We start from the raw sequence: 15939 nt of genomic DNA, 5'->3' as shown, positions 1-15939 counted from the left end.
GGTTCAGCTCCCGTCCGGGCGGACCACCAGGGCGGCGGTGCGGAGCAGGACCTTGGCGTCCCCCCACAGGCTCCAGCCCTCGATGTAGCGGTTGTCGAAGCGCGCCCGGTCCTCGATCGAGGTGTCCCCGCGCAGCCCGTTGACCTGGGCCAGGCCGGTCAGGCCGACCGGGACGCGGTGCCGGTCGGCGTACTCGGGGTACGCCTGGCCGAACCGCATGACGAAGTACGGGCGTTCGGGGCGCGGGCCGACCAGGCTCATGTCGCCGCACAGCACGTTCCACAGCTGGGGCAGCTCGTCCAGCGAGGTCTTGCGGAGGAACTTGCCGATGGCGCCCATCCGGTGGTCCTGCGCGATGTTCCAGCGGGTGGCCGACTCGTGCTCGTTGGAGGGGCGCAGGGTGCGGAACTTCAGGACGGTGAAGACCTTGCCGTCCAGGCCGGTGCGCTGCTGGCGGAAGAGCACGCCGGGGCCGGTGTCCCAGCGCACCGCGAGGGCGCAGGCGGCCAGCACCGGGGAGATCAGCAGCAGGCCGAGGCCGGCCGCGGCGATGTCGAAGCCGCGCTTGACGATCCAGCCGCCGCGCCGCATCGCGGGGGCGCCCAGGCGCAGACAGGGGAAGCCCCACAGGTGGTCGCCCGCGCCGCGGACCGAGTCGAACTCGCGCAGGCCCGGCACCAGCCAGACCTGGCAGCCGAGCCGGGCGGCCTGCCGCAGCGCGGCCAGCGTATCGGCCTCGTCGGCGGCGCCGGCGGTGGCCAGCACGTGGTGGATCCGGTAGCGGCGCAGCACCCGGCCGAGCACCTCGCGGCCACCGAGCACCGGCAGCGGGCTGCCGGGCGGCAGCAGCACCGGGTCGGGGTCGAGGTAGCCGACCGGCCGCAGGCCGTACTCGGGGCGGGCGGTGAGCACCGCGGCGATCCGCTGGCCGAGCTCGCCCGCGCCGAGGATCAGGACGGGGCTGGGCCGGCGGCGGCGGGCCTTGCGGGTGAGGTGGTGGACGAAGGCCCGGCCGAGCGCGGCCAGCGGGAGCACCAGCACCAGCAGCGCGAGCAGCCGCAGCGGGCTGATCGGGCCGAGGTCGGTCCAGCGGCCGGCCAGGCAGGCGTCCGCGGTGATCGCGAAGGCGGTGGCGACGGCGGCGCGGGCGGCCAGGGCGGGGAGTTCGTCGAGGGCGGAGAGGCTGAGCCGGGCGCGGTAGAGGCCGCCGGCCAGGTTGAGCGGGAGCAGGGCGGGCAGCAGCAGCGCGGCGGTGGTGATCGGGCGGGTGCCGGCGGGGGTGGTGGCGGCGGCGGCCAGGCCGACCGCCAGGGCGTCGGCGGCGGCCAGTGCGAGCGGCAGGGCGACCCGGGAGTGCAGTCGGCCCCGGTGCCGGCCGACCCCGGCGGACGGCCGGGGCGCGGCGGTGCGGGGTCGTGGCCGGCCCTTCGTCCGGATCCTCGGCCGGTCGAGCACGTCGCCGCCGGGGCGGTGACCGGCTCCGCCGCCGGACCGGCCGGGGCCCGGCCCGGGGCCGGTCAGTGTTCTGCCCGGTCGCGGGACGCTCTCGTGGTCAATGGTCATCAGCGCACGAACTCCCCTGCTGTGTACCCGCCGCGGCCGGGCAGCCGGACCGGACGCGCACCGGCTCGGCGCCCCGGCCCGGTGGACGCGGTCCAGGTAAGCACCTGCTGCCGTGAAAGGCGGTCGACCATTTCTGTACCAAAAATGGAGACGAAGCAGGCAAAATCAGACATTACCGAACGCCGACTGGCGCGCAGGGGGCTGACATGCCATTTCATTCCACCCGCCCAATAATCAGACATTCAGGAAAGAAGTCCGCACCTGCGCGGGCGGGCGTTCACGGTCTGACAAACGATCAGAACCGCTGCGGGACACGGTCCGCACGGCCCACCGGCACCGCCCCGCTCCGGACGATCGTCCGGTAGACCGCCGCCACCTGCTGGACCACCCCGCGAATATCGTGATGATCTGCCACGTGCGCGCGGGCCGCCGCACCGCGCCGTTCGCATTCGATCCGATCGCCCAGCAATTCGACCAGCCGTTCGGCCAGCGCACCGGAATTCTCCGGCGGCACCACCGCGCGCTCCCGGTCGGCCGGGGGCAGGCACTCCCGGGCGCCCGGCACGTCGGTCAGCAGCACCGGCCGGCCGCAGGCCATCGCCTCCAGCGGCGCCAGCGCCATCCCCTCCCAGCGCGAGGGCAGCACCGCCAGGTCGGCCGCCGCCAGCCACAGCCGCGGGTCGGCCACGTCGCCGACCATCCGCACCCGGGACGGGTCCGGCAGGCCGCGCACCCGCTCGGCCAGCGCCTCCGCGTCCGGACCGCCGCCGACCAGCACCAGCCGGGCCGCCGGACGGGCCAGCTGCACCCTCGTCCAGGCGTCCAGCAGCACGTCCTGGCCCTTCTGCCGGCACAGCCGCCCCACGCAGACCGCCAGCGGGTCGCCCTGGTCCAGGCCCAGGGTCATCCGGGCGGCCCGGCGGGAGGCCGGGCCGGCGGGCGCGAAGTGCTCCAGGTCGACGCCGTTGGGCACCACCCGCCAGTCGGCGACCAGCCCGGCCGCCTCGCCGTCCGCCCGCTCCCGCTCGCTGACGCACAGCACGGTGCGGGCCCAGCGGGTGGCGTGCCGCTCCCAGCGCAGGCTGGCCCCGGCCAGCGCGCCCTCCACCGCGGCGAACGACCAGGCGTGCGGCTGGAACACCGTCGCCGGGGTGCCGCGGGCCGCCAGCCGCCCGGCCAGCCCGGCCTTCGCGCTGTGCAGGTGCAGCACGTCCGGTTCGGCCCGGCGGACGATCCGGCGCAGCCGCCAGACCTCCCCGGCGGTGCTCGCGCCGAGCGAGCGCTCGGCGGGCCAGTCCAGCACCCGGGCGCCGGCCGCGGCGGCCTCCCGGGCGAGCCGGCCGCCGGGCGGGCACGCCACCAGCACCCGGCACCCGGCCGCGCGCTGACCGCGCACCAGGTCCACCACCACCCGGGCCACCCCGCCGTCGACCGGCTGGGACACATGAAGGATCGTCATCTGCACGGCCCGGAGCCTAAGTTGACGGCACCCCCCGCCCGGGCCCGCTTCACCCGTCCCGGGGAAGCCAAACACCCGTACGGATGACGCTCCGCACGGGTGTCCGATCGCCTCAGGGGTCGCCCCGGCGGTCAGCCGAGTTCGGCCGCCAGGTTGGCCAGCACCTGGTCGTGGATCCGGTTCAGGCCCTTCGGCGCGAAGGTCCGCTCGAAGAAGCCGCCGATGCCGGTGGCGCCCGTCCAGCTCGCCTCCACGGTGACCCGGCTGCCGCTCTCGCCGACCGCCGACACCGTCCAGGTGATCACCATCGAGGAGTTGGCGTCGGTCTCCACCAGCTTCTCCGGGCTGGGCGCCGACACCGTGAACAGGCAGTCGCGCACCCGCTTCTCGGTGGCCTGCAGCTTCCAGTGCACCTGCGTCCCGGCGCCCTGACCGCCCGCCCGGACCTCGTACTCGCTGTACTGCGCGGGCAGCAGCTTCGGCCGGGTCACCGCGTAGTCGGCCAGCACCTCGTACACCTTCGCCGGGTCGGCCCCGTACGTCCGCTCGGTGGTGGCGTGCACCTTGCCCATCGCTTCACTTCTCCTCGGTCGGCTGCTCGACGGTCGGCCCCACCCAATCATCGCCCCGGACGGCCGCCAAACCCGGGGAGGCCCTTCGCGTTAGGGTGGGCGGATGCTCGATGAGGTGAAGGCGCTGCGCTATGTCGACCCGCTGCGGGCGGGCGGGTCGGTGCCCGGGGTGGTCGAGGCCGACGACCTGGGGACGTACGTGGTGAAGTTCACCGGGGCCGCGCAGGGCGTGAAGGCGCTGGTGGCCGAGGTGATCGTGGGCGAGCTGGCCCGGCGGCTGGGGCTGCGGGTGCCGCCGCTGGTGCTGGTGGACTTCGACCCGGCGGTGGCGGCCGACGAGCCCGACCAGGAGATCCAGGACCTGCTGCGGGCCAGCGCCGGACGCAACCTCGGGATGGACCTGCTGCCCGGCGCGCGGGACTTCCGGCCCGGGATGATCGAGGTCTCCCCCGCCGAGGCGGGCCGGGTGGTCTGGCTGGACGCGCTGACCGGCAACGTCGACCGCAGCGTGCACAACCCCAACCTGATGGTCTGGCACGGGCGGCTGTGGCTGATCGACAACGGCGCGGGCCTGGTCTTCCACCACCGCTGGGCGTCCGCCGCCGCCTCCGTGCACAAGCGCTACGACCTGAGCGGCCACGCGCTCGGCGGCTACGGCCCCGACCTGGCCGCCGCCGACGCCGCGCTCGCCCCGCTGGTCACGCCGGAGCTGCTGGGCGAGGTCGCCGCGCTGGTGCCGGACGCCTGGCTGGCCGACGAGCCGGGGTTCGACTCGCCGGCCGCGGTGCGGGAGGCGTACGTGACGCACCTGGCCGCCCGGGTGGCGCACTCGGCGGCCTGGCTGCCGGAGGGCTTCGCCACGCCCGAGCAGATCCGGGCCGCCGAGGAGCGGGCCGCCGCCGCGCGGCTGGCGGCCCGTCCGGCCTGGCTGAAGCAGGTGCCGAACCGGGCCGGGCTGGCCCCGGTGGAGCCGGACTGGTCCCGGCACGTCGGCGGCGAGTGAACTACCTGCTGGTATCGGTCAGTTGCGCCACCAGTCGGCCGCCTTCGCGGCGGAGACCACGCCCGCCCCGTAGAAGCCGTTGTGCGCGTCGGTGCCCTCGCAGGTGGCGGTGAACGCGCCGGTGCCGCCCGGGTTGTAGACGCCCGCCGGGCAGGCGTGCGCGTCGGCCTGCTCCACCAGCAGGGCGCGCAGCCGGTCCGGGCCGGCCCACGGGTGGGTGGAGGCGAGCAGCGCGGCGACGCCGGCCACGTGCGGGGAGGCCATCGAGGTGCCCTGCATGTAGGCGTACTTGTTGCCGCGCACGGTGGACAGGATCCGCCCGTTGTGGTCGGGGGTGTCGGGCAGCTGGTAGCGGGCGTCGCCGCCGGGCGCCGCCACCGCGACCTTGTTCAGGCCGTAGCTGGAGTAGTACGACTTGTCGCCCTTGACGCCGACCGAGGAGACCGCGACCACGCCGGGCAGCTCGGCGGGCAGGTCGAGGCAGTTCTCGTTGATCGGCCGGTCGACCGGGGTGGTGTCGTCCGGGCTGGAGACGTCGACGGTCTTGTGCGCCAGGTCGATGTTCTCGTTGCCGGCCGCGGCGACGTTCAGCACGCCGTTGCGGCGCGAGTAGTCGACGGCCCGGCGGACGGCCTCGCTGATCGCGGCCTGGTCGGGGTCGTCGGCGCAGTTGAACATCCACGGGTCGACGTAGTAGCTGTTGTTGGTGACCTGGAAGTGGTGCTCGGCGGCCCAGACGAAGCCGCAGATCGCGTACTCGGGGTAGATGAACCCGCCGTCGTCGACCACCTTGACGGCGGCCAGCCGGACGCCCGGCGCGATGCCCTCGACGCCCTTGCCGTTCTTCGCGGCGGCGATGGTGCCGGCCACGTGGGTGCCGTGGTCGCTGGTGGTGGGCTGCCAGGACTGCCAGCTGGTGTCGGGGGTGCCGCCGAGGCAGGACGCGGAGAGCCCGGGGTCGACGTTGGCGGCCAGGTCCTCGTGGGTGGCGTCGATGCCGGAGTCGAGCACGCCGACCACCACCGCGCGGCTGCCGAGCGTGGTCCGGTGCGCCCGGTCGACGCCGATCTGCCGCATGTCCCACTGGTTGGCCCAGAGCGGCTCGCTGCCGTCGGCGGGCGCGGCGGCCGGGATGGCGGCCTCCTGGACGGTGTCCTCCACGTCGGCGGCCAGGATGCCCGCGGTGCGGCTGGCGCCGACCGAGTCGATCGTCTTCGAGGCGCGCAGCTTGGCGGCGAAGCCGGGGTCGGCGGAGTGCGCGACCACCACGCCTATCCGCTCGTACGAGGCGACCACGGTGCCGCCGGCCGCGCGGATCTCCCGCTCGGCCTTCTGGGTCTGCCCGTGGTTGGCCTTGGTGTTGACGACGTAGCTGAGCAGCGGACCGTCGGCGGTCGCGGCGCTCGCCGCCGCGGTGGGCAGGGCCAGTGCTCCGGCCGTCGCGAGGGCGAGACAGGCCGCGGTGAGTGCGGAACGGCGGATCCGGGGAACGCTCATAGGGGTTGACCCTCCCGAGTGTCGGCGGACGCGATCGAGGGTGATCGATGGCGCGCGAATGGCCGGGAGACTATGGAGACCATATGAGGAAAAGCAAGAGGTAGTACGTAAATCTCCACAGAACGGACGAGTGCCCGGTCCGCTGTCGGTCGGACCGGGCACTCGCGTCAGGGCGGGGGCGACGGTGGTTCGTCAGCCGCCGAAGTGTCGTCGGCGGCGATGGTTCGTCAGCCGCCGAACAGTTCCCCGTAGGTCGCCATCGCCGTGGCGATGTCGGCCTGGGCCCAGAAGCGGTGGTACGTGAAGGTCGGCGCGGGGCCGCCGTTCAGGTACGCCTGGACCTTGGCGAACGACGGGTCGTTCTTGTACCAGGACCGGATCGACAGGAAGGTCGAGGTCCCGTTGATCGGGTCACCGTTGGGCATGGTGCCGGTCCAGCCGCTCGGCACCGAGACCGAGTCGTTGAAGCGGGTGTAGTCGGTGCGGGTCTCCGGCACCGAGATGCCCAGCGCGTCCTGGTTGTTGGCCCACATGCCGTCCAGCAGCTTCTGCGCCGCGGTCTTGGCCGCCGCATTGCCGGACTTGGCCGCGTAGTAGGCCAGCAGCTTGGCGTAGGAGCCGGCCACGCCGACGTCCTTGGTGTAGTCGACGACGCTCACGTGCAGGCCGGCGTTGGCGCCCGGGGAGGTCGCGTTCCAGGTGTCCGGCTTGCCGCTCCAGGCCAGCGTGGACGGGATCTGGTAGCTGCCGTCCGCGTTGAAGGTGGTCTTGGACAGCGCCCAGGTCACCCACTTGTCCAGGATGGCCTTGGCCTTCGGGTCACCGCTGGAGTAGTAGTACTCGGCCATCCGCTCCAGGCCCCAGGCCTGGAAGCCGAACCACTGGTTGGAGGCCGGGTCGTGGTAGACCGGCGCCTCGTCGTAGAACATCCCGTAGAAGGTCGGGGTGCCGGCCGGCGGCGTCCCGTAGTCGCCCTCCCAGCTGTTGGTCGCGCCGCCCGCGATCGCGCCCTCGCTGGACTGCAGCCACTGGGTGAACTCGACCTGGCGGCTCATCGAGGTGGACCAGTCCGACTTGCCGGTGGCCGACTTCGGGGCCATCGCCGGGTTGTTGACCAGCGCGTACGCGGCCATCGGGTTCTGGTAGCCGCCGTGCGCCGCACTGTCGCCGATCCGCCAGGACCAGCCGGCCGAGGTGTCGGTGGCGCCGCCCCAGGCGTAGTACCAGGACAGCAGGTAGTGCTCGGAGGTCTTGCCGCTGCCGGGCGCGCAGGCGCTGGCGCCGACGCAGTTGCCGATCTGCTTGAAGTACTTGTCGAAGAACGAGTACCGCAGGTAGTCGCCCATCTTGCCGGCCTTGGCCACCGTGGTGGCGACCTGGGCGCTGTTGCCCTGGGCCTTGGCCCAGGTGTCGGCCCAGTACGCGGCCTGGATCGCGCGCGCGTCGGCGTCCGGCGCGTCGGTGTACTTCCACTGCTTGGCGTACGAGTTGTCTTTGACGAACAGGTCGAGGTACCCGTTCTTGCCGCCGTACGCGAACTTGTCGCAGGTCGGCTGCGGGATCGTCTCGAACACCGACTCCTGCGCGCCGCGCTGGTAGGTGTTGATGAACGACGGGCCGGTGTCGGACGGGCCGGCCTCGCACTTGCCGGGCGCGTTGCCGTAGCCGTAGACGTTGTCCACGTCCTGCAGCCAGTGCATGCCGTAGATGTCGTCGGTGCCGTACGCGCTCTTCAGCTCACCGGCGATCGGGTCGCTGCCCGCGGTGACCGAGGTGTCCAGCGCGGCCGGGTAGTCGCTCGGCAGCGGGCGCTCGGGCGCGTAGGTGGCCGGCTTCGAGGCGTTGTAGAACGAGTTGGTCGGCTGGTCGACGTGCCCCGGGATCATGTACGTCTCCATGAGCGTCCATGCCGCGTTGAACTTCGTCCAGTCCTTGGTGACCCGCCCGTACTGGGCCTCCAGCCAGATCAGGTACGAGTACGCCTCCGAGGTGGTCTCGTGGCCCTGGTCCGGGGCCTCGACCAGCAGGGTCTCCACCGAGTGGTACGGGATGCCCTCCGGCGAGAAGTAGCCGTTCGCCGGGTCCTTGATCTTGTTGTACAGCTGCAGGAACCGGTCGTTGTACACGCCCGAGGCGACGGCCAGTTCGGTCACCGTGACCGCCGAGGAGGTGTACCCGGTGGCGCTGGAGGTGAAGGTCGCCGAACCGGTGGACGACGCGTCCGCGGTGAGCGTGACGTTCTGCGCCGTCGACCAGTTGCTCGGCGTGAAGGTCAGCGTCGCGCCCGAGCTGATCGACAGCCCGGTGTTGCCCGAGGTGCGGGTCGTGGTGACGGTGACGTTCGCGCTGGGCTGGCTGGTCAGCTTCACCGCGAAGCTGCCGGTCTTGCCCTGGTTCACCGACAGGGTCAGCGGCGTGGCGCTGATCGCCGGCCCCGCCGCCACCGTGATGCCCGCCGGGGTCGACTCGCTGCTCGCGCCCAGGCTGTCGTACGCCTTCGCGTAGATCGAGTGGCTGCCGCTCGCCGCGCCCGTCCAACTGAAGGTGTAAGGGGCGGTGGTGGCGGTGCCGATCAGCGTGGTGTTGTCGTAGAACTCGACCTTGCTGATGCTCGCGCCGTCCGCCGCCGCGGCCGTCGCCGAGAGCGGGATCGCCGCCCCCGCCTGGTAGTTGGCGCCCGGAGCCGGACTGGTCAACGTGGTGGTCGGGGCCGCGTGCGCGCCCGTGCAGCTGGTGCCGTTGACCGCGAACGCGGTCGGCGCCGTGTTGGTGCCGCTGTACGAGAAGTTGGCGCCGGCGGTGGCCGAGCCGCCCGCCGCGATGCTGGCCGACCAGGCCGGGGCGGTGACGGTGACGTTCTTGCCGGACTGGCTCCAGGTGCCGTTCCAGCCGCTGCCCGAGAGCGTCTGGTTGCCGGCGTAGGAGTAGGTCAGCGTCCAGCCGTTGATCGCGGCGGTGCCCTTGTTGTTGATCGCCACGTTGGCGGTGAAGCCGCTGCCCCAGTCGTTCGTCGTGTAGTCGACGGAGCACTGGACGACGGCGGCGGACGCCGGGACGGCGACCGCGGTCGACAGGCCGGCGGCGAGCAGCGTGAGCGCGGCGGTGGCCGCCGAGACCCGGCTGCGGGGGGTGCGGCCGCGCCGGGCGCGGCCGTGCGGGGTTCGGTCGAGCGGGGTTCGGTCGAGCGGGGGAGACGACATGACGGCTCCTCGGATGGGGGTAGGTGGGGGAGTCCGAAGACGGTGGTGCGCGCGGCTGATCCGACCGGGGTGGCGAGCCCGGAGTGGTGGGTTCTGCGGGAGTGCCGTCGAGGTTCCGTCGGGGGTTCCGCTGGGGTTCCGCCGAGGTTCCGCTGGGGTCTTCCGGGGTGGATCTGCCGGGGCCGTTCTGTGGGAGCGCTCCCAAATATCGGGAGGGGCGTGCGCACTGTCAAGGGAGTGCGCACGAGATCGCCCTTGGAATCACTCAGGAGTGCGCAGCAGACGCGTGTTGGCAACCCCCTTGCCCCTGGCTATGGTTCGGGGCGGGCCTGTGGGAGCGCGCCCATTTTTCCTCTCCTCCGAGGAGTCGGACATGACCCTCCGCACCACCACCCTGGCGCTGGTCTCGGCCCTGGCCGCGACCGCTGCGGCCACCCTCGCCCTCACCGGCGCCGGCCCCGCGGCCGCCGCCGGCGTCCAGTGCTCCGTCGACTACACGACGAACGACTGGGGCAGCGGCTTCACCGCGAACGTGAAACTTACCAACGCCGGCAGCACCCCGATCGACCACTGGAGCATCGGCTACTCCTACACCGGCAACCAGACCCTCTCCGGCTCCGGCTGGAACGGCACCTGGAGCCAGTCCGGCAAGAACGTCACCGTCGCCGCCCCCGCCTGGGCCACCACCCTCGCGGCGGGCGGCTCGGTGAGCGCGGGCGCCAACTTCGCCTACAGCGGCACCAACGCGGCGCCGACCTCCTTCACCGTCAACGGCGTCGCCTGCAACGGTGCGACGAGCCCCTCGCCGTCGCCCTCGGCGTCCGCATCGCCCTCGGCGTCCGCGTCGCCCTCCCCCTCGGCGTCCGCCTCCGCCTCGCCCTCCCCCTCCGCCTCTTCGAGCACCGGGACCGGCACCGGCAAGGCGCCGGCGCTGCACGTCTCCGGCAACAAGCTGGTGGACGCCAACGGTTCGCAGGTGATCCTGCGCGGCGTGAACCGTTCCGGCATGGAGTTCATGTGCGTCCAGGGCTACGGCTTCACCGACGGGCCGGTGGACGCCGCCTCGATCGCCGCGATCAAGAGCTGGAAGGCCAACGCCGTCCGCATCCCCGTCAACGAGGACTGCTGGAACGGCTACGCCAACGTCAAGCCCGAGTACGCGGGCCAGAACTATCGCACCGCGGTGAAGGACTTCGTCTACGCGCTGCGGGACGCCGGCCTCACCCCGATCATCGACCTGCACTGGACGCAGGGCCTCTACACCGGCAACTCCTCGGGCTGCTCGGACGTCAACTCGACCTGCCAGAAGCCGATGCCGGGCGCCGGCGCCGCGACCTTCTGGTCCTCCGTCGCCGACACCTTCAAGAACGACCCCTCGGTGGTCTTCGACCTGCTCAACGAGCCGTACGCGGACCGCGCCGTCTCCGGCATCGACCAGGCCTGGAACTGCTGGCGGGACGGCGGCAGCGCCTGCCCCGGCATCGCCTACCCGGTCAGCGGCATGCAGACCCTGGTGAACTCGGTCCGCACGGCCGGCGCGAACAACGTCATCCTGCTCGGCGGCCTGGCCTACTCGAACGACCTCGGCCAGTGGCTCGCCCACAAGCCGACCGACCCGGCCGGCAACCTGGCCGCGTCCTGGCACGTGTACAACTTCAACACCTGCTCCAGCCAGTCCTGCTGGAACTCGACCGTGGCGCCGCTGGCCGCCCAGGTCCCGGTGGTGGTCGGCGAGATCGGTGAGAACGACTGCGCCCACTCCTTCATCGACCAGGTGATGTCCTGGGCCGACGCCGCCAAGGTCTCCTACCTCGGCTGGACCTGGAACACCTGGGACTGCGGCCAGGGCCCGTCGCTGATCTCCAACTTCGACGGCACCCCGACCGCGTTCGGCCAGGGTCTCAAGAACCACCTCGCCGCCGTCAACTGACGCCGCCCCGCCCTCGCGCGATCGCCCTTCCCCCTGGGACGACCGCGCGAGGGCGGGCTTCGGGGTGGAGCCCGGGGCAGGGCCCGGAGGGGACAGCGGGGCTGGCCGCGGGCGTGTTTCGCGGTCCGTGACGCGTCATACGTGTCGTGACACTCACGCCGCCCGCCGCCGGTACGCGCGCAGCGCGGCGGCCGCACCCGCGCCGAACCAGCAGATCTCGAACACCACCCGGGCCGCCCCGTGCAGCGGATGCTCCGCCGTCGGGGCCGCGAACCACCCCCACGGCACGGCGAGGGCGACGACCGCCCCGGTCGCGGTGAGCAGTCGTGCCGTCCGGCGGCCCGGGCGATGCCAGGCCCACCAGGCCGCCGCCGCGTACACCACCAGTTCCGCCGCGAAGGCCGCCACGTCGAGCGCGGTCAGGCCCGTGGTCCCGGCCGCCGCGCCTCCCGCCGTCCCGGTCACCGGGCCACCCACCAGGCCGTGAGGAGGTGCAGGACGGCGAGGGCGCCGGCTCCGCACCCCATGCCGAGGTTGCGCCGGCGGAAGCCGATCGCGGAGTCCCCCGCTTGGGCCAGGCCCGACACCAGCAGCAGCGGCCAGGCCGCCGCCGCGTCCGCCCACACCGCCACCGCCGTGGCCGCCCCCAGCGGGACCGCCCGGACCGCGTAGGCCTGGGCGTACAGGCGCGTTCCGGCGGTGACCGGTTGGTCGGCGGGCAGCACCAGACCGGGCCGGAGGACCCCCGCCACGCTCGATCCGGCGCTCGCCAGTGCGGCCAGTGCGTTGACCGCCGACAGCACGTCCATTGCTTCTCCTCCTGAATCATTCGAGCTGTGAACGATACGGCGAAGTTACCATTCTGCTCATGAGCGATGTCAAGGGAGCGGCCGCGCTGCGCGCCACACTCGTGTTCAACCTGGGCACCCTCGGCGCGCTGGCCGCCGACCGGTTCGCGGCCCGGGTCGAGGCGCTGGGGCTCAAGCCCAAGCACGCCGGGCTGCTGGCCGCACTGGACGGCGGATCCGCCGCTTCCCAGCAGGAGTTGGCGAACCGCCTCGGCGTCGCGCCCAGTCTGATCGTGGCCCTCGCGGACCAGTTGCAGGAGCTCGGCGCGGTCGAACGCGTCCGCGACCCGGAGGACCGTCGGCGCCAGGTCCTCTCCCTCACCACCGAGGGGCGCCGCCTGCTGGACCGCTGCGCCGAGGCCGCCGAGGCCGCCGACGCCGAACTGGCCGCCGGGCTCACCGCCGCCCAGCGCACCGCCCTCACCCGTGGCCTGCGCACCCTCGGCGAACAGCACGTCCCCCGTTAGGGGTTCTCCGCCGGGAGCCCTCCACTGCGGGCGGCGTCGGTGGCCCGGAGCGGGGTCGGGCCCCGCCGGAGGACGGTGTCAGTGGGCCTGCCGGATATCCAGCCCGGAGGCGGCGAGGCGCTCCAGGGTGGGGTGGGTGGGGGCGGCGTCGGTGATCAGGCCGGTGACGCGGTCCCAGGGGAGGACGCGGAACGGGGAGGCGGTGCCGATCTTCTCGGCCGAGGCGAGGATCCAGGTCTCGGCCGCGCGGGCGGCCAGGGCGCGCTTCATCGCGGCCTCGTCCGCGTCGCCGGTGGTGAGTCCGGCGTCCGGGTGGACGCCGGTGACGCCGAGCAGGCAGAGGTCGGCCGAGACGTTCTGGGCGGCTTCGACGGCGGCCGCGCCGCAGGCGACCGCGGAGTGCTTGAAGATCCGGCCGCCGAGCAGGAACAGCTCGGCCCGGGGGTGTTCGAGGAGGGCCGCCACCACCGTCGGGCTGTGGGTGATCACGGTGCAGTCGAGCTCCGGCGGGAGCAGGCCCGCGACGGCGAGCGCGGTGGTGCCGCCGTCCAGGATGAGCGTGCCGCCGGGCCGGATCAGGTCGACGGCCGCGGCGGCGACCCTCCGCTTGCCGCCGGGCGTCACCGACTGCCGCTCGGCGTAGCCCGCGACGGCCGGCGAGGCGGGCAGCGCACCGCCGTAGACCCGCTGGCACAGGCCCTCGGCGGCGAGGTCGCGCAGATCGCGGCGGATGCTGTCCTCGGAGATGCCGAGTTCGGCGGCGACGTCCTTGGCCACCACCTTGCCCTCCCGGGCGAGCAGGTCGAGCAGGTGGTCGCGCCGTTCGGCAGCCAGCATCCTCGTTATCTCCTGTTCTTTCACGTTCTTGCATGTATCGTAGCGCCCCATGACCACACCAGTAGCAGTACACACCGCCCCGGACTCCCCCGCCGCCCCCATGCTCGTCCTGATCGCCGGCCCTTACCGCTCGGGCACCGGCGGCGACCCGGCCGCGATGGCCGCCAACCTGGCGCGACTGGAGGCCGCCGCCTGGCCGGTGTTCGCCGCCGGGCACCTGCCGGTGATCGGCGAGTGGATCGCGCTCCCGGTGCTGCGCTCAGCCGGCGCCGGTCCGACCGACCCGCTCGCCGACCAGGTGCTCTACCCCACCGCGGACCGGCTGCTCGCCCACTGCGACGCGGTGCTCCGCCTGCCCGGCGACTCCGCGGGCGCGGACCAGGACGTCGCCACCGCCCGCCGCCGCGGCCTGCCGGTCTACCACGACGTCTCCGAACTCCCGCCCCGGGCACGACGGGAGGACGCGTGAACGCCCGCCCGGGGATCGACCTCCCCGACCACCGCGGCCGGACCGGCCTGGACCGCGCCGGACGCGAGCTGCGCCGCAATCCCGACGTGCGGGTGCGCGAGGTGGAACTCACCTCGCAGGGCTGGCACGTGCTGCGCCGCACCACCTTCGACTACCGCCGCCGCGACGGACGCTGGACCACCGAGCAGCGCGAGACCTACGACCGCGGTAACGGCGCCGCCGTCCTGCCGTACGACACCGAGCGCGGGGTCGTCCTGCTGACCCGCCAGTTCCGCTACCCCGCCTACGTCAACGGGCACCCGGACGGAATGCTGATCGAGGCCGCCGCCGGACTGCTCGACCCGGGCGACGCGGACGACCCGTCCGCCGCCGTGCGCCGCGAGGGCCTGGAGGAACTGGGCGTCCGGCTGGGCCGGTTGACGCACGTGCTGGACGCGTACATGAGCCCGGGATCGGTCACCGAACGGGTGCACTGCTACGCCGCGCCCTACCGCCCCGCCGACCGGACCGGGCGTGGCGGCGGGCTGGAGGCGGACGGCGAGGACATCGAGGTGATCGAGCTGCCCTTCGCCCTCGCCCTGGCGATGACCCGGGACGGGCGGATCACCGACGGCAAGACCGTCCTGCTGCTGCAGTGGGCCGCGCTGCACGGGCCGTTCGCCCCACGGGCGGCGGCGCGAAGCTAGGGGGAGGCCGGCCCGGCATCCCGGGCGGCCCCGGCATGAACGTGCAAGAACGTGCAGGCCGTGTCCGGAGGGTCGCCCGGCCCCCGCTCAGAGCTCGGTGGGGCCGCCGTGGCGGGCGAAGAACTCCTCGGCGAACATCGCGAACAGCACCACGTCGCGGTGCTCGCCCGCCACGAAGAAGTGTCGGCGCAGCCGGCCCTCCTCGGTGAAGCCGAGCTGCCGCTGGAGGGTGAGCGAGGGCTCGTTGTGGGCGAACACCCGGGCGGTGGCCTTCTGGTGGCGCCGCTCCTCGAACTGGTGGCGCAGCACCAGCCGGACCGCCTCGGACGCGTAGCCGCGGCGGCGGTGCTCGGCGCCGACCGTGATGCCGTACTCGAACAGTCCGCTGCGGACGTCGGCCCGGTGCACGCTGATGCCGCCGACGGCGGTGCCGTCGGCGCGGGACTCGATGACCAGCTGGTAGGTGTCGGCGGTCGGATCCGCGGCGGCCTTCTCCCGGGCGAAGGCCGTCCACCCCTCGGCGGACCTCGGCGGGTTGAGCGCGTCTCCGAGCCGTTCCTCCTGCTCGGAGAGGCGCGCCAGCAGCGGCCCGTCCTCCGGTTCGACCGCCCGCAGGCGCACTCGTTCACCCGTCCAGTAGCTTGTCATCCGATCTTCGTACCACGACCGGTGCAGCCTCGTCCGGGAGTTGTCGCCCCGGCCGGGCGGACGGGGTCGGACGGACGGGCCGCCGGTCAGCTGCGGGCGGCGAGCGGGAAGCGGGCGGCGACGGCGGCTCCGCCGGGGGTGCCGTCGAGCAGGCGGCGCAGCAGGTCGGCCAGGGCGCGGGCCTCGTACTGGTCCAGGCGGTCGCTCATGTAGGCGAGCAACGGGGCTGCGGTGTCGGCGAGTTCGGCGAGCTTGGCGAGGCCTTCCGGGGTGATCGCGAGCAGCACGGTGCGGCGGTCGGTCGGGCTGGGAGTCCGGGCGACCAGCCCGGCCTTGACCAGGGAGTCGACCAGCCGGCTGGGGCTGCCGGCCTCGCAGACCAGTCGGCGTCCGACCTCGGCGAGGGTGAGCCGTTCCCCCTCCGCCAGCACCTCCAGCACCTCGCTCTGCGCGGGGGTGATGCCGGACTGCTTGAGGGCGTGCCCCAGCCGTCGACTGCCCTCGCGCTGGGCCGCCAGCACCAGCAGGCGGATCTCGCTCAGCATCCGGGCGTGTTCGGCCGTCTCCATCGTCCTGGTCCTCTCCCTCGGCGGCGCGCGGCGTTCGGTGCCGACAGCGGCGTCGGCGTCGGAGCGGGGTTGACACCCGCTCGACGCCTCCGCCATATTCGGTGACACGACATCGATGACACATCATTGATGTCGTGTCACCGATGTTGCGGCATCAGTGTCGCGACATCGATGCCGCGACATCGTTGAGG

The 15939-nt window shown here is 73.2% G+C and carries 15 protein-coding genes; 5 read left to right on the top strand and 10 right to left on the bottom strand.

What is annotated here, in order from left to right:
• Positions 1–3 precede the first annotated feature (3 nt).
• The 3 genes from ACZ3J7_RS18500 to ACZ3J7_RS18490 all read right to left on the bottom strand — a co-directional run bounded on the left by ACZ3J7_RS18500 (position 4) and on the right by ACZ3J7_RS18490 (position 3594).
• Complete coding sequence (locus tag ACZ3J7_RS18500) at positions 4–1563, bottom strand: sugar transferase (protein ID WP_465622018.1); 1560 nt, start codon at positions 1561–1563, stop codon at positions 4–6.
• Positions 1564–1858: 295 nt separating this feature from the next.
• A complete protein-coding gene (locus tag ACZ3J7_RS18495) occupies positions 1859–3022 on the bottom strand; it encodes a glycosyltransferase (RefSeq protein WP_465622150.1) in 1164 nt (387 codons plus the stop codon).
• A 131-nt stretch (positions 3023–3153) separates the two neighbouring features.
• Positions 3154–3594, bottom strand: coding sequence for an SRPBCC family protein (locus ACZ3J7_RS18490; protein ID WP_465622016.1), 441 nt, complete (start codon positions 3592–3594; stop codon positions 3154–3156).
• 103 nt (positions 3595–3697) lie between these two features.
• On the opposite strand from ACZ3J7_RS18490, the gene ACZ3J7_RS18485 reads away from it, so the two are divergent.
• Positions 3698–4597, top strand: coding sequence for a HipA family kinase (locus tag ACZ3J7_RS18485; RefSeq protein WP_465622014.1), 900 nt, complete (start codon positions 3698–3700; stop codon positions 4595–4597).
• 18 nt (positions 4598–4615) lie between these two features.
• Here the strand turns inward: ACZ3J7_RS18485 and ACZ3J7_RS18480 are convergent, their stop codons facing one another.
• Entirely contained in the window at positions 4616–6094 is a 1479-nt protein-coding gene (locus tag ACZ3J7_RS18480; RefSeq protein WP_465622012.1) for a S8 family peptidase, read from the bottom strand.
• A 227-nt stretch (positions 6095–6321) separates the two neighbouring features.
• A complete protein-coding gene (locus tag ACZ3J7_RS18475; RefSeq protein ID WP_465622010.1) occupies positions 6322–9294 on the bottom strand; it encodes a glycoside hydrolase family 48 protein in 2973 nt (990 codons plus the stop codon).
• A 373-nt stretch (positions 9295–9667) separates the two neighbouring features.
• Here ACZ3J7_RS18475 and ACZ3J7_RS18470 point away from each other — a divergent pair, with 373 nt between their 5' ends.
• Positions 9668–11224: a cellulase family glycosylhydrolase gene (locus ACZ3J7_RS18470; RefSeq protein ID WP_465622008.1), complete on the top strand. Its 1557-nt coding sequence runs from the start codon at positions 9668–9670 to the stop codon at positions 11222–11224.
• A 153-nt stretch (positions 11225–11377) separates the two neighbouring features.
• Here ACZ3J7_RS18470 and ACZ3J7_RS18465 read toward each other — a convergent pair whose 3' ends face one another.
• On the bottom strand, positions 11378–11689 hold the full coding sequence (locus tag ACZ3J7_RS18465; protein ID WP_465622007.1) for a DUF2568 domain-containing protein: 312 nt from the start codon (positions 11687–11689) through the stop codon (positions 11378–11380).
• Complete coding sequence (locus tag ACZ3J7_RS18460; RefSeq protein ID WP_465622005.1) at positions 11686–12033, bottom strand: hypothetical protein; 348 nt, start codon at positions 12031–12033, stop codon at positions 11686–11688. The genes ACZ3J7_RS18465 and ACZ3J7_RS18460 overlap by 4 nt, the downstream gene beginning before the upstream one ends.
• Positions 12034–12092: 59 nt before the next feature.
• Here ACZ3J7_RS18460 and ACZ3J7_RS18455 point away from each other — a divergent pair, with 59 nt between their 5' ends.
• Positions 12093–12539 carry a MarR family winged helix-turn-helix transcriptional regulator gene (locus ACZ3J7_RS18455; protein WP_465622003.1) on the top strand — a complete coding sequence of 149 codons (447 nt, stop codon included), beginning with the start codon at positions 12093–12095 and terminating at the stop codon, positions 12537–12539.
• 78 nt (positions 12540–12617) lie between these two features.
• Here the strand turns inward: ACZ3J7_RS18455 and ACZ3J7_RS18450 are convergent, their stop codons facing one another.
• Entirely contained in the window at positions 12618–13376 is a 759-nt protein-coding gene (locus ACZ3J7_RS18450; protein ID WP_465622001.1) for a DeoR/GlpR family DNA-binding transcription regulator, read from the bottom strand.
• A gap of 49 nt (positions 13377–13425) precedes the next feature.
• Here ACZ3J7_RS18450 and ACZ3J7_RS18445 point away from each other — a divergent pair, with 49 nt between their 5' ends.
• Both ACZ3J7_RS18445 and ACZ3J7_RS18440 read left to right on the top strand, forming a co-directional pair.
• On the top strand, positions 13426–13845 hold the full coding sequence (locus tag ACZ3J7_RS18445) for a DUF4406 domain-containing protein (RefSeq protein ID WP_465621999.1): 420 nt from the start codon (positions 13426–13428) through the stop codon (positions 13843–13845).
• Positions 13842–14531 carry an NUDIX domain-containing protein gene (locus ACZ3J7_RS18440; RefSeq protein ID WP_465621997.1) on the top strand — a complete coding sequence of 230 codons (690 nt, stop codon included), beginning with the start codon at positions 13842–13844 and terminating at the stop codon, positions 14529–14531. Before ACZ3J7_RS18445 ends, ACZ3J7_RS18440 begins: the two co-directional genes overlap by 4 nt.
• A gap of 87 nt (positions 14532–14618) precedes the next feature.
• On the opposite strand, the gene ACZ3J7_RS18435 is transcribed toward ACZ3J7_RS18440, so the two are convergent.
• Both ACZ3J7_RS18435 and ACZ3J7_RS18430 read right to left on the bottom strand, forming a co-directional pair.
• Positions 14619–15179 carry a GNAT family N-acetyltransferase gene (locus ACZ3J7_RS18435; RefSeq protein ID WP_465621995.1) on the bottom strand — a complete coding sequence of 187 codons (561 nt, stop codon included), beginning with the start codon at positions 15177–15179 and terminating at the stop codon, positions 14619–14621.
• An 86-nt stretch (positions 15180–15265) separates the two neighbouring features.
• Entirely contained in the window at positions 15266–15748 is a 483-nt protein-coding gene (locus ACZ3J7_RS18430; RefSeq protein ID WP_465621993.1) for a MarR family winged helix-turn-helix transcriptional regulator, read from the bottom strand.
• Positions 15749–15939: the final 191 nt, after the last annotated feature.

The organism is Kitasatospora sp. NPDC015121 (genome assembly GCF_055562955.1).
The sequence above is the reverse complement of the archived record's forward strand: the minus strand, read 5'-3'. Positions and strand labels throughout refer to the sequence as shown.

What these genes read in the sequence shown, in the direction of transcription:
- ACZ3J7_RS18500 (WP_465622018.1), bottom strand. Translation starts at nt 1,563, where the DNA reads ATGACCATTGACCACGAGAGCGTCCCGCGACCGGGCAGAACACTGACC.
- ACZ3J7_RS18495 (WP_465622150.1), bottom strand. Translation starts at nt 3,022, where the DNA reads ATGACGATCCTTCATGTGTCCCAGCCGGTCGACGGCGGGGTGGCCCGG.
- ACZ3J7_RS18490 (WP_465622016.1), bottom strand. Translation starts at nt 3,594, where the DNA reads ATGGGCAAGGTGCACGCCACCACCGAGCGGACGTACGGGGCCGACCCG.
- ACZ3J7_RS18485 (WP_465622014.1), top strand. Translation starts at nt 3,698, where the DNA reads ATGCTCGATGAGGTGAAGGCGCTGCGCTATGTCGACCCGCTGCGGGCG.
- ACZ3J7_RS18480 (WP_465622012.1), bottom strand. Translation starts at nt 6,094, where the DNA reads ATGAGCGTTCCCCGGATCCGCCGTTCCGCACTCACCGCGGCCTGTCTC.
- ACZ3J7_RS18475 (WP_465622010.1), bottom strand. Translation starts at nt 9,294, where the DNA reads ATGTCGTCTCCCCCGCTCGACCGAACCCCGCTCGACCGAACCCCGCAC.
- ACZ3J7_RS18470 (WP_465622008.1), top strand. Translation starts at nt 9,668, where the DNA reads ATGACCCTCCGCACCACCACCCTGGCGCTGGTCTCGGCCCTGGCCGCG.
- ACZ3J7_RS18460 (WP_465622005.1), bottom strand. Translation starts at nt 12,033, where the DNA reads ATGGACGTGCTGTCGGCGGTCAACGCACTGGCCGCACTGGCGAGCGCC.
- ACZ3J7_RS18455 (WP_465622003.1), top strand. Translation starts at nt 12,093, where the DNA reads ATGAGCGATGTCAAGGGAGCGGCCGCGCTGCGCGCCACACTCGTGTTC.
- ACZ3J7_RS18450 (WP_465622001.1), bottom strand. Translation starts at nt 13,376, where the DNA reads ATGCTGGCTGCCGAACGGCGCGACCACCTGCTCGACCTGCTCGCCCGG.
- ACZ3J7_RS18445 (WP_465621999.1), top strand. Translation starts at nt 13,426, where the DNA reads ATGACCACACCAGTAGCAGTACACACCGCCCCGGACTCCCCCGCCGCC.
- ACZ3J7_RS18435 (WP_465621995.1), bottom strand. Translation starts at nt 15,179, where the DNA reads ATGACAAGCTACTGGACGGGTGAACGAGTGCGCCTGCGGGCGGTCGAA.
- ACZ3J7_RS18430 (WP_465621993.1), bottom strand. Translation starts at nt 15,748, where the DNA reads ATGGAGACGGCCGAACACGCCCGGATGCTGAGCGAGATCCGCCTGCTG.